Origin of the sequence: Capnocytophaga sp. oral taxon 336 str. F0502, assembly GCF_000411575.1 — a bacterium.
Taxonomy (GTDB): Bacteria; Bacteroidota; Bacteroidia; order Flavobacteriales; family Flavobacteriaceae; genus Capnocytophaga; species Capnocytophaga ochracea.
In genome coordinates this window covers 554,703-576,957 of record NZ_KE150489.1, presented here as the reverse complement: position 1 = coordinate 576,957, position 22,255 = coordinate 554,703, and the positions used below count along the sequence as shown (strand labels likewise).

The 22,255-nt window shown below is 41.6% G+C and carries 13 protein-coding genes; 11 read left to right on the top strand and 2 right to left on the bottom strand.

The genetic code is table 11. The features are described 5' to 3' along the window. Positions 1 to 50 precede the first annotated feature (50 nt). The 5 genes from HMPREF1528_RS05835 to HMPREF1528_RS05815 all read left to right on the top strand — a co-directional run bounded on the left by HMPREF1528_RS05835 (position 51) and on the right by HMPREF1528_RS05815 (position 6,696). The gene (locus tag HMPREF1528_RS05835) at positions 51 to 1,595 is read left to right on the top strand and encodes a ribonuclease E/G (RefSeq protein WP_002670818.1); all 1,545 of its coding nucleotides are present in this window, start codon (positions 51 to 53) and stop codon (positions 1,593 to 1,595) included. A 57-nt stretch (positions 1,596 to 1,652) separates the two neighbouring features. Beyond that, positions 1,653 to 2,336: a uroporphyrinogen-III synthase gene (locus HMPREF1528_RS05830; RefSeq protein ID WP_016479017.1), complete on the top strand. Its 684-nt coding sequence runs from the start codon at positions 1,653 to 1,655 to the stop codon at positions 2,334 to 2,336. Positions 2,337 to 2,562: 226 nt separating this feature from the next. After that, the gene (locus tag HMPREF1528_RS05825; protein ID WP_034567870.1) at positions 2,563 to 3,873 is read left to right on the top strand and encodes a stage 0 sporulation family protein; all 1,311 of its coding nucleotides are present in this window, start codon (positions 2,563 to 2,565) and stop codon (positions 3,871 to 3,873) included. Then, positions 3,860 to 4,348 (top strand): gliding motility lipoprotein GldH, encoded by a 489-nt coding sequence (locus HMPREF1528_RS05820; RefSeq protein WP_009409915.1) that lies wholly within the window; start codon positions 3,860 to 3,862, stop codon positions 4,346 to 4,348. The genes HMPREF1528_RS05825 and HMPREF1528_RS05820 overlap by 14 nt, the downstream gene beginning before the upstream one ends. Before the next feature lie 29 nt (positions 4,349 to 4,377). Then, entirely contained in the window at positions 4,378 to 6,696 is a 2,319-nt protein-coding gene (locus HMPREF1528_RS05815; protein ID WP_009409916.1) for a penicillin-binding protein 1A, read from the top strand. A gap of 117 nt (positions 6,697 to 6,813) precedes the next feature. On the opposite strand, the gene HMPREF1528_RS13065 is transcribed toward HMPREF1528_RS05815, so the two are convergent. Continuing rightward, a complete protein-coding gene (locus HMPREF1528_RS13065; RefSeq protein ID WP_255348474.1) occupies positions 6,814 to 6,942 on the bottom strand; it encodes a hypothetical protein in 129 nt (42 codons plus the stop codon). A 783-nt stretch (positions 6,943 to 7,725) separates the two neighbouring features. On the opposite strand from HMPREF1528_RS13065, the gene HMPREF1528_RS05810 reads away from it, so the two are divergent. The 6 genes from HMPREF1528_RS05810 to HMPREF1528_RS05785 all read left to right on the top strand — a co-directional run bounded on the left by HMPREF1528_RS05810 (position 7,726) and on the right by HMPREF1528_RS05785 (position 21,245). Beyond that, a complete protein-coding gene (locus HMPREF1528_RS05810) occupies positions 7,726 to 10,791 on the top strand; it encodes a SusC/RagA family TonB-linked outer membrane protein (RefSeq protein ID WP_016479014.1) in 3,066 nt (1,021 codons plus the stop codon). A 12-nt stretch (positions 10,792 to 10,803) separates the two neighbouring features. Further along, entirely contained in the window at positions 10,804 to 12,609 is a 1,806-nt protein-coding gene (locus HMPREF1528_RS05805; RefSeq protein ID WP_016479013.1) for a RagB/SusD family nutrient uptake outer membrane protein, read from the top strand. Between the two features lies 1 nt (position 12,610). Beyond that, entirely contained in the window at positions 12,611 to 13,711 is a 1,101-nt protein-coding gene (locus HMPREF1528_RS05800) for a DUF5017 domain-containing protein (RefSeq protein WP_016479012.1), read from the top strand. A gap of 262 nt (positions 13,712 to 13,973) precedes the next feature. Then, positions 13,974 to 18,104, top strand: a complete 4,131-nt coding sequence (locus tag HMPREF1528_RS05795; RefSeq protein ID WP_016479011.1) for a response regulator — start codon at positions 13,974 to 13,976, stop codon at positions 18,102 to 18,104. A 46-nt stretch (positions 18,105 to 18,150) separates the two neighbouring features. Next, the gene (locus HMPREF1528_RS05790) at positions 18,151 to 19,734 is read left to right on the top strand and encodes a glycoside hydrolase family 31 protein (protein WP_016479010.1); all 1,584 of its coding nucleotides are present in this window, start codon (positions 18,151 to 18,153) and stop codon (positions 19,732 to 19,734) included. Between the two features lie 29 nt (positions 19,735 to 19,763). Continuing rightward, the gene (locus HMPREF1528_RS05785; protein ID WP_016479009.1) at positions 19,764 to 21,245 is read left to right on the top strand and encodes a DUF4832 domain-containing protein; all 1,482 of its coding nucleotides are present in this window, start codon (positions 19,764 to 19,766) and stop codon (positions 21,243 to 21,245) included. 739 nt (positions 21,246 to 21,984) lie between these two features. On the opposite strand, the gene rpmA is transcribed toward HMPREF1528_RS05785, so the two are convergent. After that, positions 21,985 to 22,245 carry a 50S ribosomal protein L27 gene (gene rpmA, locus HMPREF1528_RS05780; RefSeq protein ID WP_002670844.1) on the bottom strand — a complete coding sequence of 87 codons (261 nt, stop codon included), beginning with the start codon at positions 22,243 to 22,245 and terminating at the stop codon, positions 21,985 to 21,987. Between the last annotated feature and the right edge of the window lie 10 nt (positions 22,246 to 22,255).

Genomic DNA, 22,255 nt, shown 5'->3' with positions numbered 1-22,255 from the left:
TAACTACTTTTTCTCTTTAAAGTAGTATTGTTTAACTAAAATCCAACAAAGTGGACAAAGAATTAATCATTCGTTCTGGTTCCTCTTACGTAGATTTTGCTTTGCTCAGAGACGGTAGGCTCATCGAACTTCATAAAGAAGAAGATACTAACGGCTTAGGAGTAGGAGATATAATGCTCGCTAAGGTACGCAAACCTATACAAGGGCTCAATGCAGCTTTTGTAAACGTAGGTCACGAAAAAGACGCCTTCTTGCATTATCACGACTTAGGCCCCCAATTAGCTTCTCTACTGAAGTTCCTTAAATGGGTAATCTCTGGAAAACTAAAAGACTTTTCTCTTAAAGATTTTCCCTTAGAACCCGATATCGATAAAAATGGTTCTGTAGCCGAAACACTTAAACCTAATCAACCTATACTGGTACAGATAGTAAAAGAACCTATCTCCACCAAAGGTCCTCGTATCAGCTCTGAACTCTCTATCGCAGGTCGTTACCTCGTGTTGGTTCCCTTTTCTGACCGCATTTCTATCTCTCAGAAAATAGAAGGTAAAGCCGAGAAAGAACGCTTGCGTAAACTCTTGCAAGGCATTAAACCCAAAGGTTTTGGTGTGATTGTACGCACCGTAGCCGAAGGTAAAAAAGTAGCGGAACTCGACAAGGATTTGCAAAGTCTCTTCAATCGTTGGGTTTTGATGTGCCGAAAAATTCAAAAAGCGGTTTTTCCCTCTAAGGTAATGAGTGAAGTGAACAAAACGGGGGCTATCCTCCGCGATATGTTCAACGATTCCTTTACAGGTATTCACGTAGATAATGAGCAACTCTATGAACAGATAAAAAAATACGTACAAGAAATTGCTCCTGAGAAAGAGAATATCGTAAAACTCTATCACTCATCAGTGCCTATATTCGAAAAGTTCCATATCGAACGACAAATCAAAACGGCTTTCGGTCGCACCGTATCGATGCCAAAAGGAGCTTACCTCGTAATAGAACACACCGAAGCCTTACACGTGATAGACGTAAACAGTGGCAACCATTCCAATAAAAATAACGACCAAGAAACCACCGCTCTATCCGTAAACCTCATCGCTGCTACCGAAATCGCACGACAACTCCGATTGCGCGATATGGGTGGTATCATCGTCGTCGATTTTATCGATATGGGCAATAGCGAAAACCGCCGTGTATTATTCGATCACTTGCGCAATGAAATGGCCGAAGACCGTGCTAAACACAAAATCTTGCCTCCCAGCAAGTTCGGTCTGATACAAATCACACGCCAGCGAGTGCGCCAAGAACTAAACATCAAAACAAAAGAAGAGAATCCAAGCAAAGAAGGCGAAATCGAAGCGCCTATCGTTCTAATTGATAAAATCAATATAGAACTTGAAAGCATTATTAAGGAGGAAGCCTATAAAGGACGTATCGTGCTAAATGCGCACCCTTTCATAGCAGCTTATTTAACCAAAGGGCTATTTAGCTCTATCCGTTTCAAGTGGTTCTTGAAATACAAGCGATGGATAAAAATCCTACCGCGCGATGCCTATACTTATTTAGAGTATCGCTTCAAAACCAACGAAGGAACCCCTCTTTAACATTACCAAACTCGGTGCGTAGCAATACTCACCGAGTTTTTTTATTAAATAACAAATATGAAAACCATCGTCTCTACAAAAGTCTTATCCCAAGAACAGAAAGCAATCCTTTCAGTTCTTCCTATACACCTCATCGAACACAACTTTATCACCGTAAGCCCTATAACAATGAGCCTCACACCGCCCTACGACTTGCTCATTGTTACCAGTCAAAATGCAGTGAAGAGCCTATCAAGACACCCTTTGGCAACTACCTTAAAAGAGACTCCTGTTCTTTGTGTAGGTGAGCAAACTCAACAACTACTCACTCAAAACGGTTTTAATGTATTGCATTTTGCCCACTATGCCTCTGATTTGGTTCAACATTTACAGCAAAACTTAACTTCCTTAAAAAAACTTACCTCTATCGCTTTCTTTGCAGGTACTCAACGCCTTAATACCCTCCCCAACTTCTTTGTTGAAAACAATTTAAAAGTAAAAGAAATCACCGCTTATAAAACTGAATATACTCCTATTGAGATAAAAGAGAACGCAAGTGCTATTCTCTTTTACAGTCCGTCGGGAGTAGAAAGCTACTGCTCGTGCAATACCCTTACCGCTGAACAACAGATATTTTGTATAGGTAAAACTACCGCCGAAGCCGTAAAAAACAGATTAAAAAACCAAACTGAAAATATAATCCTCCCTCCAATTCCTACTGTAAAATCTCTTTTAGAAATACTGTCTATAAACCTAAAATAACAGACTATATTAAGGTAATAATCCTAAAAATAAAGAAAATAATCACTAAACATTGTTGCTCTAATTATATTTTTTTGTATTTTTGCCGATTGAGGTAGTATGTTACCTAAACACTATTAACATAATAAACAGGAAAATGAGTTGCAATAGTTGCACAATCAATCATACAAAAAAAGGGTGTATATCCAACTGTCGAGCCAGTAGCTTTGGGAGTGTAAAACTCTCAGTGTTCGATTGGCTTGCTAATACTCAATTAGCTGGTGGACAAGAGTTTTTCGACTGCGTGGAAGTACGTTTTAAAAACAGTCGAAAGGAATACTTCCGCAATGTCGACAAGCTCCCTCTGCAAATGGGAGATGTCGTAGCTACCGAAGCTCCCTCAGGTCACGATGTGGGGGTAGTAACGCTCACAGGTGAGTTGGTGCGTTCGCAAATGAAGAAGCGAAAAATAGATTGGGAAGGCGACTTGCCCCGCGTATACCGCAAAGCCAATCAGCACGATATAGATGTGTGGCAACAGTCACGTGCCAAAGAGATTGAAGTACAAAAACAATCACGCGAGCTCGCTATTGCCTTAGGACTCGAAATGAAAATCTCAGATGTCGAATTTCAAGGTGATGGCTCTAAGGCTACTTTCTATTATACAGCTGAAGGACGCGTAGATTTCCGCCAACTTATTAAGGATATGGCAAAAGCCTTTTCAGTGCGTATAGAAATGCGCCAGATAGGTTTCCGTCAAGAGGCAGCTCGCTTGGGCGGTATAGGCTCTTGTGGGCGCGAATTGTGTTGCTCTACTTGGCTTACCGATTTTAGAAGTGTTTCTACTTCGGCTGCCCGCTATCAGCAACTCTCTTTAAATCCACAGAAATTAGCAGGGCAATGTGGCAAGCTAAAATGTTGCTTGAACTTTGAGCTCGATACTTATTTAGATGCTCTGCAAGACTTCCCAAGAACCGATACAAAACTCCATACACAACGCGGTATGGCTACTTGTCAAAAGATAGACATCTTTAAGCGATTAATGTGGTTCACTTATGATGAAAACCCTATTACTTGGCACAGACTATCTGTAGACAGTGTAAAAGAAATCTTAGAAATTAATAAAAAAGGCGAACCTATCGAGGAACTCGAAGAATACGCCATTGTAACCGATTTGTCTTCTCGTAAGAGTACCTCAGTATATGAGGGCATTGAACTCGCTCCGGTAGAAGAAGATAGCATTACCCGTTTCGATACTCCTAAGCGCAAAAAGAACAAACGCAACAATAAAAAGGACAATAAAGGAGGTCAAAAGAATGCTAAATCTGCTCAAAGCAACAATAATAACTCCTCTAAACAACTGAAATCACAGTCCAATCAAGGAGCTAAGAAAAACAATAACAATGCAGAGGTAGCAAACGAAAAACAAGCTCAAAAGCCACAAGCGAAACCTAAAAATACTCATTATACCAATGGGAATAACAAAAAGAACCCTAATTATAAAAACAAACAAAAAGTTAATAATAACGACAATACACCAAAAGATGAGAATTCTTAGCCTGCTAACCTTCTTTACCTTGCTTATTTCTTGCCATAGTGGGGTGGAATATAGCCAATATGTTTCCCTACCCAATGGTTGGGAACAGCATAAACCTATGTTTTTTGAATTAGAAGAAAACGACACAGTAGCAAAGAAAAACCTTTTTATAATGCTCCGAAATGACGAACATTATGAGTTCAGCAATCTGTTTCTCATTACTAAAATGGAATTGCCTAACAGCAATAAAGTAATTGTAGACACTTTGGAGTACGAAATGGCTACTCCCGAAGGTAAATGGTTAGGCTATGGCTATTCAGCCGTAAAAGAGAGTAAATTGTGGTATAAAGAGAATTTTACATTTCCTACTAAAGGTAAATATCTCATAAAAATAGAACAAGCAATGCGAAAAATAGGCGATAACAACGGCGTGCCTGTGCTCAAAGGAATTACTGAAGTAGGATTAAGAGTTGAGGAAGTAAAAAACAGAAAGTAAACTTTCATTGATAAACTAATAAATAAGATATGAAAAAAACAAACGACACAGAAAACAATAGTCAAACCAAAAAGGGTATAAGCCCCGTCGTAAAATGGTTTTGGTATATCTTTGCTGGTGGAATTGTAGCAATTATGTTGCTGTTCTTATCAGCGTCTTTGGGACTATTAGGCGAGATGCCTGACTTCAAACACTTAGAAAATCCCGAAACCAATTTGGCTACCGAAATAATTACCGCCGATGGTAAATCCTTAGGAAAATTCTATTTAGACGAGAATCGTACCCCTATTAAGTTTAAAGATTTGCCCAAATCATTAGTCGATGCGCTTATTGCTACCGAGGACGAACGCTTTTATGAGCATTCAGGTATTGATGTGCGTGGCACCTTGCGCGCAATGTTTTTCTTCGGTAGCAGAGGAGGAGCTTCAACTATTACCCAACAGTTGGCTAAACAGCTCTTCCATAAAGAAAAGAAAAGAGGCTTAGGGCGTTATACTCAAAAGATAAAAGAATGGGTCATTGCTACTCGTCTCGAGAAACAATATACCAAAGAAGAAATATTGGCAATGTACTTTAATGTCTACGACTTTAATAACAATGCCGATGGTATACGCTCTGCTGCCAAAATTTACTTCGATAAAGAACCTAAAAACCTCAAGATAGAAGAGGGAGCAATGCTGGTCGGAATGTTTAAAAACTCCGCTCTTTATAATCCAGTGAAAAATAAAGTAGGCGTCACCAATAGGCGTAATGTAGTACTTGCCCAAATGGCAAAGAACAATTACATTACTCAAGAGGAAAAAGACTCTCTACAAAAACTGCCTTTAAAAATTAAATTCACTCCTGAGAGCCATAACGACGGCTTGGCTACCTATTTCCGCGAATACTTGCGCACTTATATGAAAACCTGGATTGAAAACAATCCTAAGCCAGACGGTACCAAGCACAACTTATACCTCGATGGACTAAAAGTCTACACTACTATCGATTCTAAGATGCAAGCCTATGCTGAGGCTGCCGTTAAAGCTCATATGCAACGACTACAAAAGGCTTTCGACGCCGAAAATAACCCTAAAAAGAACCCTATGTTCCCTTTCGTGAAGGTCTCAAAAGATGAGTACGCAGCCCTAATTGAAAAGGCAATGAAAAACTCTAATCGCTGGGCTCACTTAAAGTATTTAGGCTATTCCGAAAAGGAAATCCGCGACTCTTTCTATAAAAAGACCGATATGCGCGTATTCAGTTGGAAAGGTGAGAAAGACACTGTAATGACCCCTCGCGATTCTATACTGTACTACAAGGCTTTTTTGCGCACAGGAATGATGTCTATGGAACCCCAAACAGGGCATATCAAGGCTTGGGTTGGTGGTATTAACTACAAACATTTCCAGTACGACCAAGTCATACAAGGAGCTCGCCAAACTGGGTCTACCTTCAAACCTTTTGTTTATGCCACAGCTATTGACCAGCTCCACTATTCTCCTTGTTTAGAGCTGCCCGATATACAAACTTGTGTAGAAGCCCATAAATATGGTAACCTGCAAGCGTGGTGCCCGCGTAACTCCACAGGTAACTTTACCGGTAAGATGATGACTCTCAAATATGCATTAGCAAACTCTGTGAACTCTATTACGGTGAATTTAATGGATAAAGTAGGTCCTCTTCCTGTCATTAACTTAGTGAAAAAGTTAGGGATTACTTCCAATATGCCTCAAGCTCCTTCCATCGCCTTAGGTACTGCCGATGCCACTGTTTTCCAAATGGTAGGTGCTTACGGTACTTTTGCCAATGAAGGCGTATATGTAAAACCTGTACTGATTACCCGTATTGAAGATAAAAACGGTACAGTACTCTTCGAAAATACTCCTGAAACTCACGATGTAGTAAATGCCGAAGTAGCTCGCGCGGTAGTAAATCTTTTGGAAGGTGTTACTCGCTACGGTTCAGGGGCGAGATTACGTACCAAAGGAGCTGATAGCTACAACGCTGTATATAAAAATGTGATGACTGGCTATCCTTACCAATTTACCAATGCCATAGCTGGTAAAACCGGTACTACCCAAAACAACAGCGATGGTTGGTTTGTCGCAATGGTGCCTAATCTTGTAACAGGCGTATGGGTAGGAGGCGAAGACCGTGCAGTACACTTCCGTAGTATGGCTTATGGACAAGGAGCTACAATGGCTCTACCTATTTGGGGATACTATATGAAAAAGTGTTATGCCGATGCTGACTTAGCTGTTTCCAAAGCTGCATTCCCTGCTCCTCAGAATGTACAAATCCAAATAGATTGTAGCAAGGAGAAAGAAGAAGACTCTGGAGAAGACGATACCTCTATCGATTTTTAATCATTAAATATATTAAAAAAAGGGATACCTTCGCTTTTGCGTTGGTATCCCCTTTTTTTTGCATTGATAAATACAACCGAACTTTCTTCTTATCACTATCTTAGCTTTAACTTACCTTCACTTTTTCTTCGTCTTTTGTTCATCATTTGTTCGTCTTTTCTTCGTCTTTTGTTCGTCTTTTGTTCGTTGTAGACCCACTGTAGAGCCACTCATTGTTCGTTCTTTGTTCGTCTTTTCTATATACATTATTTAATTCTTCCGCCCCCATTTGCTAATTTGCTAATTAACTCATTTACTAATTTTATCCGCCTGTGTATCTCGCACCGTCATTTCTTCGTCATTCGTCTCTCGTCATTCGTCCCTACACTCCCCCTTGAAGATAGCCAGCAACAGCTGGGTATGTGTGAAGGGAAAGGTTTGTCTCCTTTTCCAGCTTGTCCCCCTTCGGGGGTTCGGGGGCTTACCGAATAAGTGAGTCGCTACATTCCCCCTTCTCCGTCGCTACACTCCCCCTTTGAAAGTAGCCAGCGACAGCTGGGTATGTGTAAAGAGAGAGGTTTCTTTTGATTTTCCGTCACTACATTCCCCCTCTCCTTGGGAGAGGGTCGGGGTGAGGATTCCTCTTTCTTTCGCCTCGAAACCTCATTTTTAGCACTTTTTAATCGTTGTATTATGGTATTAATCAACTACTTATATACCCTTTCTATACCAATCGTCCAAGATTCGTATAAGCTTCCTATAAGCTCTCTATAAGCTAACCCAAGCTCTTTTCAACCAAAAAACACTTTTACTGGTTACTTATAATTCCTTTTTATTTCCTTTTAAAAAGCCCTTGTGCTTCTATTCTGTATATTTTTCGTAACATAAATACTACGATATTTCTTACGTTGAGCTCACGTTAACTTATTGATTACTTACGTTTTTACCAGAAAAATAACTTTTAGTAAAGAAAAATGTACAATAAGTAAAGTGCTTTTTGTTAAGTATTCCTTAATTTTGTCCCAAAGAAAAAACTTTAAATTTTATATAATGAAAAGCATCATTAGCATTTGTATTTTGCTGTTCAGTATCCCAATGCTGGCGCAAAAAGTAACTATTACAGGGGTAGTTACCGATGAAAACAAACAACCCCTCCCTGGTGCAAGCGTTGCCGTAGAGCACGCGCATTCAGGTACGGCTACTGATTTTGAAGGGCGTTTCTCCCTAAGTGTAGCTCCTACCGATAAAATAGTAGTGAGCTTTATGGGCTATCGCTCCAAAACCATAGCCGTAGGTAAAACACGTACTTTCAATGTATCTCTCGAACCTGAGGTAACTCAGATTGATGAAGTAGTGCTTGTAGGGTACGGTACACAGCGCAAAAGCGATATCTCTACAGCAGTAGCTTCGGTGAAGATGGCAGATATTGCCCAAAGCAGTCCGTCGCAGGTATTGCAAGCGTTGCAAGGTAAAGTGAGTGGGGTGCAAATCATCTCTTCCGATGGTTCTGCTTCCAGCGGACTCACCTTTAGAATTCGCGGGGTGAACTCCATCACAGGAGGTACACAACCGCTCTTTGTTATTGATGGGGTGCCTATGCCTACTCAAAGGGTAACCAACACCAATGAAGATGTGGCTACCAATCCGCTACTCAGTTTAAACCCTAACGACATTGAGTCAATGGAAATCCTCAAAGATGCCGCAGCAGCAGCTATCTACGGGTCTAACGGTTCTAATGGGGTAGTGCTTATCACCACCAAAAAAGGAAAAGAGCTCGCCAAACCAAAATTCAATTTCAGTTATGCAAGTTCTATTGATATGATGCCTAATATCCCTTTGAAGGTACTCAGTGCTGAAGATTATGCTCACAAAATGCTCGACTATGGTACTTGGGGCAATCAACCTCAAATAGACTTTTGGCAACGAATGATTGCCGAAAAAGGCTGGAATCACCCTGCCGTAAAAGATTGGCTGAAAGAAGTTACCCAAACAGGTACTAAAAACGAAGCTAACGGTAGTATCACGGGTGGTACCGACCAAACCCGCTATATGCTTTCAGTGGGCTATCTGAACCAAGAAGGACTTATCAAACGTTCTGCTTTCAATCGCTTTACTTCACGTCTCAACCTTTCACAGAAGATTAACGATAAGATGAATGCAGGTATCAACCTCTCTTATGCCGTTTCTAAGGATAAAAATCCCGTAAGCGATTGGTCTCAAAATGGAGTGGTTCTCAAAGCTTTGCAAACTTCTCCTTTCTTAGACTACCCTGGTTTTGGTACCCTGATGAGCTATCCTAATATTCGTACGATGAGCCCTAAGGTAGCAGTAGACCAAGTGGATATCAATACCAAATACAACGAGCTCAACGCCAATGTATACCTCAGCTATCAACTGCTTAAAGATTTGACTTTTAACACCAGTGCTTCTTACCGTTTACACACTATTGGTCAAGACCGTTTTTGGGGACCTGACACTTGGTTCGGACAGTCAGAACGCGGACGTATGGAACTCTCTCATCGCAATGAGAACAGCTGGGTATATGAAGCCCGTTTGCAATACTCTAAGAGCATCAATAAACACTATTTTTCTATAATGGGCGCTTTTGAAGCCAATAAGTATTGGACAGATTATACTTACAATAAGTCTACTAACTTCGAGGATACCAAACAAGGTATTTGGGGTATCAACCAAGGGTTAGTAACCTATGCGCCTTTGTACACTTATGATGGCAACCAATTAGTATCCTACATCAGTAGGGCTACTTATAGTTATAACAACAAGTATGTACTCAACGCTTCTTTGCGTGCCGATGGTTCTTCTAAATTTGGTAAGAACAACAAATACGGTTACTTCCCTGCCGTTTCTTTGGCTTGGAATGCTCACGAAGAAGACTTTATCAAGAAAATAGAAGCTATTTCCAATTTGCGTTTGCGCGGTAGTTTCGGTATGACAGGTAACAACCAAATCCCATCTTACCAATCTTTAGCACAACTCGCTAAAAACAAAGTAGTATTAGACGGTAACAAAGTGGAAATTGGTCGTTATACCAGCAATATTGCTAACGACAATCTTAAATGGGAAAGCCAAAAGCAATACAATATCGGTTTAGATTTGTCCTTCCTCAAAAACCGTTACACCCTTTCTACTGAATTGTATTACAAACGCATAGACGATATGCTTTTGGAAGTGAATATCCCTTCTACTTCGGGATTCCAAAAAGCGTGGAAGAATGCAGGTTCAATGGAAAACAAAGGTCTCGAAGTGAGCTTCAATGCACAATGGTTGCGTGAAGGCGATTTCAAATGGACAACCGATTTCAATATTTCTTTCTACCGAAACAAAATCCTTTCGTTAGACGAAGGTCAGTATCAACAATTTTACGACCGTGGCATCAACTCCAAAATCAAAAGTGATGTGCTCTTGCGTGTAGGTATGCCAGTAGGTATCTATTATGGTTATGTAGCCGATGGTGTATTCCACAACCAAAACGAAGTGGATAACGCTCAGCCAGGGCCTAACGTCGCTTTAGGAGGTTTGCGTGTGAAAGACATCAACCACGATGGTGTAATCGATACTAATGACCGTGTGCCCGTAGCCGATGTAAACCCGTTGCACACGGGTGGTATAGGTAACACTTTCTCCTATAAAGGTTGGGAATTGTACGCTTTCTTGCGTTGGTCGTATGGCAACGATGTAGTAAACGGTAATGCTTACTACCTCACAGGCACTAAGAATATCGACAATATCACACAAAGCGTTTATAACAACGTGTGGTCGGAAGCACACCCCGACCGTAACTTCCCGCTCTTTGGAGGTGGTTTCTGGGCTGAAAACGCTTTCCGCAGTGACTTGGTAGAAGATGGTTCTTTCTTGCGTTTGCAAACTGTTACTCTTAGTTACAACTTGCCTAAAGAAGTATTAGAACCTTACAAACTCAACAAATTGCGTGTAGGCGTTACCGGTACCAATCTTGCACTCTGGACGCGCTATTCAGGGTTTGACCCCGAAGCCAATACGGGCTATGGAACTATTGCCCGCTTAGCCCCAGGCCTCGATATGAGTCCGTACCCACGACCTACATCGGTTTTATTCTCAGTAGAAGTTGGTTTTTAAAAGATATAGATTATGAAATTACATATTATCACCATTATAGCAATAGGGGCAAGCCTCGGATTGAGCAGTTGTGGCAAGTTCTTGGAAGAAACCCCCAAGAGCACCCCTACATCTCAATTTTTCTATGAAAATGAATTGGATGCTCGCCAAGCAATGAACGGTACTTACCGTTACCTCACCGATGTGTATGTTACAGGACACGGCACTAAACAAATCAGTACCGACCTTGCCAAACGTGCCGATTGGGACGAAGGGGGAGGCTTGCGCAACTACAAGTTTGGGTCAGACAACGATTATATTACCCAAATGTGGCAACAACATTATGCAGCTATTAAGAACTGCAACTCGGTAATCGATAATGTAACCGAACACCAAGGTCGCATCAATAACTGGGAACGCTATGTAGCCGAAGCTCGTGGTGTGCGCGCTTACTTGTACTTCGATTTGGTGCGTTGGTTTGGCGATGTGCCTTTGGTACTAAAAGAAACCCAATCACTCAACAACCTCAAAGTGCCTCGTACTCCACAAAAGCAAGTGTTTGAGCAAATCATTGCCGACTTTACTTACTCGATGGCTCACGTAGCCGAAAAAGGCAATACAGGCAATGGTTACCAATACGGACGTATTACCAAAGATGCTTGTCGCGGTTTCTTAGCTAAAGTACACTTGTGGCTTGCCTCAGTAGCACAACGCGACGGACGTGAAGTGCTTGGTTCGGCTACTGAAAACTACACCAAAGCAATGAACTATGCCAAAGAGGTCATACAAGGCGGTCGCTACCAATTAGTAGAATACTATCCCGATGTATTCAACGCTAAAACCAAAATAAGCGAAGCTCCAAAAGAAGTTATTTGGTGCGTACAAGGTCTTACAGGTGACGATACCGGTACCCTCACAGGAATGCTTTACGGAATGAGAGGGAATGAGAACTTAGGAGGTTCGTGGGATAACATCTCCAGTTCCGATTACCACCGTATGATTTATGAACCCTCCGACTCTATTCGCCGGTTGTGGAACTGCCCACGTGTGCAAGTACTCGACAATGGTAAGTTATGGGGTTGGGACTACAATATTTACAAAGATACCCGTGTAGACCAACCTCTTAGTAAGGCTACCGAAAACAATAACTGGGTAATGTGGAGTATCGGTAAGTTCCGCCGTTTCCCACTAGCTGATACCTCTTCGTATAACTACAAGAACTTTGGTATGGATGAACCGCTACTTCGCTTTGCTGATGTACTCCTTATCTATGCAGAGGCTTATAACGAGGTAAACCATTCACCTGGGGCTTACACACCCTCATCTTCTTTAACAATGAATGGCACCAACGTGCAAAGCGCTTACGATGCGGTGAATTTAGTGCGCAAACGCGCTCGTATCTCTAACAAAGCAGGCGGACGCATCGTACACCGCGATGTATTGCCTCGTGATTTGGATAAAACTCATATCAACGATGTAAACACCGTAGTACCCGATTGGAAAACCTCCTCTTATGGTTATGACTATGCAGGTACTGCTATGTGGACAGCTAAACATTACAGCGATGATTATACCGCTTTCCGCACTGAAATCTTAAATGAACGTGCACGCGAGCTTGTAGGAGAAACCACCGACCGCTGGTGTGACCTCGTACGCCGTGGCATTTTGGTACAAGCTTTCCAAAACTGGCGTATCAACAATCCGTTTATCAGTGGGGAGGAACGCCGTATTCCAGCACCTGCTGCGCCTGAGAATGTTCGCCCTTATCACCAGCTATTACCTATTCCGCTTAGCGAATTGGACGCAAATAAGAATTTAACTCAAAATCCTGGATATTAAAATGAAAACATATATATTACTCATTAGCAGTTTGCTACTCACGGCTTTGGGTGCTTGTACTAAGGATAAACCTGAAGACGTAGACCTATCAGTAACAGCTGATAAAACCCAAGTGAAGGTAGGCGACCCCGTAACTTTTACTATTCATCACAATGTAAATGCTTTGGCTATTTACACCGGTGATGAAGGGCACGATTACCAAAAGAGTATAGACAATTTACTCAAAGGGAAAACTTCTGAGGAATTGCAAGGTAAAAACTATCGCCCTACCGACCCTGATGTGAAACCTTACAAAGTAGACTTTACTTCTACACAAGTAGGGAGCACTACTTTAGCCAATGGCGCTTTTGAAGTGCGCAACGCCAATAGCGGTGATAACTTAGTTGGCAGTCAAGCCGAAGTAGTAACCGATGCTACCATAGGTAAAAATGTAGTAAAAGTGAATGCCAAACACCCTAACTGGTGGTATGAAGCTTTGCGCCTTAATGTAAACACCAAAGTAGGAAGTAACAAGAAGATGACTTTACGAATGAAGTTTGCGACAACTACTTTGAAAAGTACTAACGACCAAAGCGAACACCCCGAAGAAACAAAGTTTCCTATCGTGATACGTTTGGGAGGTATAGCCGAAGGGGATACAGCTGTAACCTTCAAAGACGATACTGTTTGGGATTTATTTGTAGAACCCAAAACTGAGTATACCGATTACACTTTTGATATTGGTCGTACCATTTCAGCGTGGGAAAGTGCTGTAAACAAAAAAATGGCAACACTTTCTTATATTCAGATTCTGTTTACTACCGTGGGTGCTGGCATTGGCTATATAGGCGATTATTTTGTTGAATCGGCTAACTTTGGAGCTATTGACTATAAGGCTTTCGATACAGGAAAAGGTATTACTATTACCGATGATTCTGGTGTGACCAAATACACTCATACGTATGACAAAGCAGGAACTTATGAGGTAGTGGTAGTGGGCAGTAGCAGTGGTTTTAAAAGCTATTCAAAAGACGGCTATAAAACTGATGTAGGAACTGTAAGTGCTGACGAGTACAAGTACAACACTGAATACCGCACTATCAAAATTACGGTAACCCCATAGGATAGTGATGAGGTGTAATCTGTACGAATAGGGTAAAGAAAAGACGAAGAAGAGGTGAACGAAGAGTGGCTCTACAGTGGCTCTACAGTGGCTCTACAGTGGCTCTACAACGAACAAAAGACGAACAAAAGACGAACTTACGATGAAGGTAAGGCGAATCTAAGATGAAGAAATGAAGGTTACTTATCAGTTTTTAGATTTGGGTATTTTGAGCTTTTGATAAGGATTTTATATCTTTGCCCTCTAAATGAAATTTTGACAAATGAACAGAACGATAAAGCTCCTGCGAATCCTGCTGTTGTGGTATTTTCTCTTTCCTATCGCTTTCACAGAAGAGTTGGTGGTGAGAATTCAAGCTCAAGAAACTTTTCTTTTCCACCATCTTACGCGCAATGAAGGTCTGTTGCACGACAACGTTACTTGCATTGCTCAGGATTCGTTGGGCTTTATTTGGTTAGGCAGCCACAGAGGGCTGAACCGTTTCGATGGCTATACCCTTGATGCCTACAAGTACGAGCAAGACCCTATCAACTCGGTGTACTACAACCGTGTGTACAGTTTGCAACCTATGGGGCGTTACCTTTGGGTAGCTACCGAAGCAGGAGTAGCTTGTTTTGATATTCGGCTCAAACAGTTTGTCAATTTCAAAATAGACGACCCTCTTGATTTGGCTTTCTATACCAAAGTAAAACTCTTACAAAAAGGCACAAACAATGAACTTTGGCTTTTGAGTGAAAACCAAATTAGGCGTGCTAAAGTAGTATGGAATCAGCGCGAGAAGGCACTTACACTGAAAACATTGCCTATTGGCTCTGCCTCACAACTCACTACTTCGCAACTCAATCCGCAAATAGCAGTGAGCGAAAAAGGAGAAGTGTGGCTTTCGGGGTTTCCTTGGTTATCGGCTTACGTTCGTGACAAGGGTAGACTAAAAGCCCTACCTGAAAAGGTGAACAACATAGGTTCGGGTATCGTAAAGATGCTCTATGCCGATGGCTACTTGTGGGTGATTTACCGAGATAGCTTAGTGAAGTACGCCTGTAAGCCCGATAACACCTATGCGATAGTTGCTAAAAAGGAATTTGACCTGAACAAACATTTGCTTTCTCTTACATTGAGCGGGCAATACGTGTGGGTAGTGAATGAAGAAAGTATCTTTCAGTTGGATAAAAAAAGTCTTTCTCTGCTGAAAGAACACAGTCACTCGCCTTTGAATCCGTATTCGGCAAGCAATCATATCAACAGTGTGTTCTTAGACAAGGACAGCAATTTGTGGGTATCGGCTTGGTCTAATGGTGTATCGTACAGCAGTACGCGCGATGCATTCTTTAAGACGGTATGGATAAAACCCCAGAGCAAAGTGGGTTCGGAGTTTGTAAGCACGATGCACTACGACCCCGATGGCTATGTGTATATAGGCAATAAGTTCGGCGGAGTGATTAGGTTTCACACCCAGAGTCAGCAGTTAGACGAGCACTATTGCAATGCTCCTGAGCTTTCGCCTAACGTTACGAGTATTCAAAGCGATAAAGCACACTTGTACGTATCGGTTCGGGAACGGGTATGGGTGATAGACAAGCAAAGCCGACGCATTATCGGTTCGTTTGCAACACAGTGCAACGATTATATATTTGATATCAAGCTCGATACCTTTCACCGTTTGTGGATTACTACCTATTCAGGATTGGAGTGCTTTGAAGAGCGAAAAGGACAATGGCAAAACGTATACACTTTTACCGAAACAACGCCTGAACCTCGTAGGTTATCTACTAACAAGCTCCACAAAATATATTTGGATAAAGCTAAGAACGAACTTGTGATAACCTCGGTAATGGGCTTAAACAGATTGCAACTCAATGCCAAAGGCGAGGTAGTGCGTGTGCTCAAATACGCTGCCGACGCTAAAACCCCGCACAGCCTGAGTAGTAATTATCTTTGGGCAATTGATAAAGACAAAGATACTTATTGGATAGGCACTATGGGTAGCGGACTCAACAAGGTGGTTCTCACTGATAACGCTAATGGCAAACTCACTTATACTGCCGAACATTACGGTATAGAAGAAGGGGCAACCTCTAACGATATTGAAAGTGTGGAAGTAGATGCTTTTGGCAATGTGTGGTGTGGAGGCTTTTACTTGAGTTTCTTTGATACAAAGCTAAAGCGTTTTGCGGCTTTCAGCAACAACGATGGCTTGCAAGGACACAGTTTCGGGACGGCTTCCTCTTGCAAAGATGCTGAGGGGAATCTGTACTTTGGGGGCTCACACGGCTTTAACTATTTCAAACCACAAGCGCAGATGTTTTCGTCAGCTCACCTAAGAGTACATTTTAGCAGGTTTGAAAACAACGGCAAAGTAGTCAATTCGTCTATAGAGTTTACCGATGCGCTTTCGATAGCGTACCCGAACAACGATTTTTCGGTGTACTTCACCACTTTGTCATACAATGCACCTCAGCGATTGCGCTACCGTTATAAATTAGAGGATTACGACACTGATTGGCACTATATAGCCGTGAATGACCCTGCCCCACACGCCACTTACCAAAAGCTCCCTTATGGTACTTACAAACTATTAGTAGAGGTAGGCGATTGGCAACAGTGGAGCGGAGCGCAGACCGAGCTTACAGTGGTCTCCAAGCCTCCTTTTTGGCTTACGTGGTGGGCATACACCCTCTATGCATTTGCCCTTGCAGGCTTGCTGTACATAGGTTTTAGGTACTTTATGCGATGGACGCAAATGAAGCATACCATAGCTGTACAAGAGGAAAAAGAGCGACATAAAGAAGAGCTAATGCAGATGAAAATGCAGTTCTTTACAGACGTCTCACACGAGTTCCGTACACCACTTACCCTAATGAGCCACGCAGTAACTGAAATGGAAGAGGAAATGCCTTCCAATAAGTATGTGCATACCCTCAAACGCAATACGGGTAAGCTCAGTAATATGGTGAACGAACTGCTTGAGATACACCGTATGGACGTGTATACACCTCAGCTAAAAGCCAATTATATTTTGGCAAACAGCTATGTGCAAGCCATTTACAACGAGTTTAAGGAGTGGGCAAGCAAAGTGGCTATAACCTTGCAATTAACACTACCTGAACAAGAAGTAAAGTTGTGGTTAGATGAGAAGTATTTTAGCAAGATACTTTCGAATATTCTTTCCAATGCTATTAGGTACTCCAATGCGGGAAGCACTATACGCTTATCGATTTCGGTAGAGAATTTGAGCGAGCTCACACCGCTCTACAAGAACGCCTTTGAGAACACTACGCATACCTTGCCAGGCAAACAGTTGGTGGTAAAAGTGCAAGATGAAGGCGTAGGATTGGAGAAGAATACCTTATCTGAAATCTTTGAACGGTTTCACCGTGTAGAGGGACAAGGACAAAAAAGAGTAGGTTCGGGCATCGGACTTTCTTTGGTAAAATCATTAGTTGAAGCGCATCGCGGTGGGATTATCATTAGCAGTAAGCCCAATGTAGGTACCGAAGTCATCATCACCTTCCCTATGGACGATAGTTACTTATTGCCCGAACAGAAGTTGCAAGACAGTGCTTTTCAGCTGAAAGAATACTTATCGGACTATGCGGTTGAGTATGAACACATAGGCGAAGAAGAGGACGAAATGTTAAATTTGCCTCAAGAAGATAAACCTATCTTGCTTTTAGTAGACGACAATCACGAGGTACTGATGATACTCAAAAACATCTTTATCAAAGAGTACAACATCATTCTCGCCTCCGACGGCGAACAAGCGATTGAGAAGTGCAACCAGCATTTTCCTAATTTGGTCATATCGGATGTGATGATGCCTAAAATTGACGGATTTGAGCTTTGTGCTATCCTGAAAAAGAACCTGCAAACGTGCTTTATTCCTGTGATATTGCTCACGGCGAAATCGCAAATAGAGTCGCAAATAGAAGGAATTGAGTTAGGTGCTGATGCCTACCTTACGAAACCTTTTGATGTGAAACTGCTCAAAACCAATGTGCGCAACTTGCTCAACAAGAGCAAACAACACGCTCCTATTGAGAATATCCGTCAGAAGGTGATTGATAAAAAACAACAAGAACAGTTAGACAAGCTCACTCACTTGGTAGTGACCAATATGCAAAACCCACATTTCTCGGTAGATAACCTCTGCCTTGAACTCGGTATGAACCGCACTAAGTTGTACAGCTTTGCCAAACAAGCTACCGAGCTTACCTTGGCGAACTACATTCGCAAAATACGCTTAGACAAAGCTGCCGAACTGCTTAAAACTACCGATAAGCTCATCAGTGAAGTATGCTACGAAGTAGGAATCGATAGTCCGTCGTATTTCACAAGAGCTTTTAAAGAACAATTTGGGGTATCACCCTCAGAATTTATTTTAGGTAAGAGGTAAAAAGTTAACGGCTAAGAACTAATAACTAACGACTAAAAACATACAAATGAAAAGAATATTTGCTTTTATTACTTTGTGCAGTTCGCTATGGGCGAGCGCACAACAGCCCACTGAAATCACCCTACTACCCAATGAACAATGGTGGGGTGGCTTTACGGGCGTAGGCAAAGAGATGCCTTACCAACCATCGGAGCGCATTTACAACTTGCGCACCGAGAATTTTAACAACCAATCAGTGCCCTTTCTGTATTCTAATCAAGGGCGTTATATCGCTTCGGAAGCTCCTTTTGCTTACCAATTTAAAGACGGAAAGATACTTATCACTCCTTCACGGGCTGAGGTGAGTTGCCACACAGCAGGCTCTACCCTCAAAAGTGCCTATCAGGCAGTGAGTAAACAATATTTTCCACCTTCAGGGGTAATCCCCCCCGAAGTGTTCTTTACCAAACCACAATACAACACTTGGATAGAACTTATTTACAATCAGAACGAAAAAGACGTTTTAGCCTACGCCAAAGCCATTCTGGACAACGGAATGCCAACGGGAGTAATAATGATTGATGACAACTGGCAAAAAGACTATGGCGTATGGCAATTTCGCCCCGATAAGTTTCCTACACCTAAGGAAATGATAAACCAGCTCCACCAAATGGGCTTCAAAGTAATGGTATGGGTATGCCCGTTTGTATCGCCTGATAGCCAAGAATACCGCTTCTTGCGCGACAAAGGCTATTTAGTGAAGAAAAAAGGAACTGACACCCCTGCTATCCTCGATTGGTGGAATGGGCTCAGCGCTTGCTACGACCTGAGCAATCCCGAAGCCTTTGCTTACTTTGTGAATATGCTCAAAGACCTACAAAAAGAATACGGCATTGATGGATTTAAGTTTGATGCAGGTGACCCAGAGCGTTATTTGGCGGAAGATGTAGACGTTTTCGACCAAAAATCTTACGATACTGAACAGACCTATCTCTGGGGTAAATTAGGCCTAGAATTTCCTTACAACGAGTTCCGCGCTTGCTGGAAATTGGGCGGACAGGCTTTGGTACAGCGTTTGGGGGACAAGAGTTACTCTTGGGACGGTGTAGCCCGTTTAGTCCCCGATATGATAGCCGCAGGACTCAACGGTTATGCTTTCGCCTGCCCCGATATGATAGGCGGAGGGGAATACGGCAGTTTCTTGAATGTAGACCCTACTAAGTTCAATCAGAAGCTCATCGTGCGCTCTTGCCAAATACATTCGATGATGCCTATGATGCAATTCTCAGTAGCTCCTTGGCGCATTCTATCGAAAGAGAATTTGGCTATCTGTATCAAATATGCCAAATGGCACGAACAATTAGGCGACTATATCATAGCCGAAGCTAAAAAATCGGCACAAACAGGAGAACCTATTGTGCGCAGTATGGAGTACGCTTTTCCTCATCAGGGTTTCGCTAATTGCAAAGACCAATATATGCTGGGCGATAAGTATTTAGTAGCCCCTGTAATGACCGAAAGCGATATTCGCACGGTAAAACTCCCCAAAGGCACTTGGCAAGACGAACAAGGCAAAAAGTACAAAGGAGGCAAAGCATACACCCTAAAAGTACCTTTGGAGCGATTGCCTTATTTTGTAAAGATTAAATAATAAATTATGCATTGTAAACTTAAAATTCTATGAAAAAATATCTTTTAACATTTTTTGTTTTACTAACCACCATAATCTCTTGCCAAAGCAAAGAAGATGACGTTAACAATGGAGGAGGTACACAGTCACCTACTACCAAAACCTCTACTACTACGTCTACTACCACCCCTATACCACCCGTTACGCCCCCAGCAGTTCCTTCTCTCAATCAGACAGTGAGATATGAAGGTACTAATGAGGTGTTTTTAAATCCTGAAAGAGGTTTTTTAACCCATCAAGACCAAGGGGAAGGCGATTGGACACTTAATGCAGATTGGGTGAGACAGAAGCGAAATCAGGAGGGGATAAGTCTTATTCTCACGATTTATTATATGAATAACTTTCGAGAGAAAGACATTCCGGAGTACTTTTTAAATCGGATTCGGAATAATATGCGAGTCATTCGCGAAGGAGGCTCTAAGGTGGTTTTACGCTTTGCTTATTCAAAAGACCAAGGAGATTATTACAATGGTAGAGGAGATACCTCGTGGTATTGGACGGAAAGACACCTTAACCAATTGGCACCAATAATTCGTGAAAATGCTGATATCATAGCTGTATGGGAAGCAGGTTTTGTGGGTGTTTGGGGCGAATGGTATTACACCAATCATTACGGCTTTGAACCCCAAGAAAACGCAGGAGCTTATGAAGCCCGCAGAAAGGTATTAGCTAAAGAATTGAGCATTTTACCTAAGGACAGAATGGTGTGTGTGCGCTACCCAATGGCAAAGATATTTACCCAAAACATAAATGTGCATACGAATCTTACAGAGGGAAATGCTTATAATAGCAGTGACTTATCACGCATAGGCTTCCATAACGATTGCTTTTTAGCCGATGCTCCTAATATGGGTACTTATCCTAATGAAAACTACCGCAAGTATATGGAGCGGGAGACCCAGTATGTGGTGATGGGCGGAGAGACTTGCACCTCGCCTAATAGTTTTACAGAATGTAGTAATGCTTTAAGAGAAATGGCTTTGTACCATTGGAGTTATATTAATATGGACTTTCACGAGGGTACTATTAATAGTTGGAAAAACAGGTGTATGGACGATATGAAAAGAAAATTAGGCTATCGTTTTGCACTTAATTACAGTAAATTTACGGGCAACCCAGTGCCTGGAGGACATTTGCAAATAGAGCTTGAACTCAAGAATGAGGGCTTTGCTTCGCCGTATAATCGTCGTAATGTGCAGATTGTTTTAGTGAGAAAAGGCACTTCGGAAAAACAAGTATTTAAACTCAATGACGATCCTCGACGTTGGTTTGCAGGTAAGACTGTGAAAGTGAAAGCAGATATTACTTTACCTCAACATCTTTCCAAAGGGCTTTATGACATTTATTTGAATTTACCAGACCCTTACCAAAGTCTTGCTCATCGTCCGGAATACAGCATTCGTTTGGCTAACAAAGACGTATGGGAAACTCAAACAGGTTATAACAAACTCAATACGATTACGATACAGTAAAGATTAGGATAATAAAAACAGAAGAAAAAGGTCAGCAAGAAGAGTTTTGCTGACCTTTTTTAATAATATAACGTGAGTTCGATGTAAAAAAGTGTAGCTTACGCTACAGAAATCTTACAAATCTTTAAAAAAAATCAAACAAATAGGCAGCAAGTTGCCTGAAAGTCTCGCACGGATTACACGGATAGTCTTTCAATTGACAATTGTGATGTGCACGGATTGGCAACTTCGTTGCTGGATTTCACAGATTATAACACAAATACTATTGTAAATCAGTTTATATACATCGAACTGACATTAACATAATACCAGAAATACTGATGGGTGATGGAAGGTCGGAGCCTTCGTAAGAAAACGGAAGATTTCAGAAGAGGCTGGAATGCAATTTTGATGAAAAAAGGTTATTAGGAGGGTGTGCTTAGCTTATAGAGAGCTTATAGGAAGCTTATACGAATCTTGGAAGATTGGTATAGAAAGGGTGTATAAGTAGTTGGTAATGAATAGTTAAAGATGGTGAGAAAACACTAATTTTGAGGGAAATAAAACGAAGGAAAAACAAAGTAAAGTAGCGGATAAGACAAGGTAAGAAAGATGATGCAGCTTTTTTTGATTTTGTTTTTGACCTGCGTACTAATATAGACCCTAAATACACTATTATAGTAGAATAAGATGGTATTATTTACAAAAAAAGCCTTTGGAATTCCAAAGGCTTTTTTTGTTGTAACATTAAAAAACTTTATTATGATTCTAATGGAATAACAGAAACAAATGATTTGTTATCTCTCTTCTTTTCGAACTTAACGATACCATCGATTTTAGCGTGCAAAGTATGGTCTTTACCAATATACACATTCTCGCCAGCATTGTGTTGAGTTCCGCGTTGTCTAACAATAATGTTTCCTGCGATGGCAACTTGACCACCGAAAATTTTAACACCTAAGCGTTTAGAGTGAGATTCTCTACCGTTCTTAGAACTACCGACACCTTTTTTGTGAGCCATTTTTTCTTAG

Bases quoted from the DNA above. Each gene is read 5' to 3' on its own strand.
- HMPREF1528_RS13065 (WP_255348474.1), bottom strand. From the start codon at position 6,942: ATGTATATAGAAAAGACGAACAAAGAACGAACAATGAGTGGCTCTACA.
- HMPREF1528_RS05810 (WP_016479014.1), top strand. From the start codon at position 7,726: ATGAAAAGCATCATTAGCATTTGTATTTTGCTGTTCAGTATCCCAATG.
- HMPREF1528_RS05785 (WP_016479009.1), top strand. From the start codon at position 19,764: ATGAAAAAATATCTTTTAACATTTTTTGTTTTACTAACCACCATAATC.
- HMPREF1528_RS05805 (WP_016479013.1), top strand. From the start codon at position 10,804: ATGAAATTACATATTATCACCATTATAGCAATAGGGGCAAGCCTCGGA.
- HMPREF1528_RS05820 (WP_009409915.1), top strand. From the start codon at position 3,860: ATGAGAATTCTTAGCCTGCTAACCTTCTTTACCTTGCTTATTTCTTGC.
- HMPREF1528_RS05815 (WP_009409916.1), top strand. From the start codon at position 4,378: ATGAAAAAAACAAACGACACAGAAAACAATAGTCAAACCAAAAAGGGT.
- HMPREF1528_RS05790 (WP_016479010.1), top strand. From the start codon at position 18,151: ATGAAAAGAATATTTGCTTTTATTACTTTGTGCAGTTCGCTATGGGCG.
- HMPREF1528_RS05830 (WP_016479017.1), top strand. From the start codon at position 1,653: ATGAAAACCATCGTCTCTACAAAAGTCTTATCCCAAGAACAGAAAGCA.
- HMPREF1528_RS05800 (WP_016479012.1), top strand. From the start codon at position 12,611: ATGAAAACATATATATTACTCATTAGCAGTTTGCTACTCACGGCTTTG.
- HMPREF1528_RS05795 (WP_016479011.1), top strand. From the start codon at position 13,974: ATGAACAGAACGATAAAGCTCCTGCGAATCCTGCTGTTGTGGTATTTT.
- rpmA (WP_002670844.1), bottom strand. From the start codon at position 22,245: ATGGCTCACAAAAAAGGTGTCGGTAGTTCTAAGAACGGTAGAGAATCT.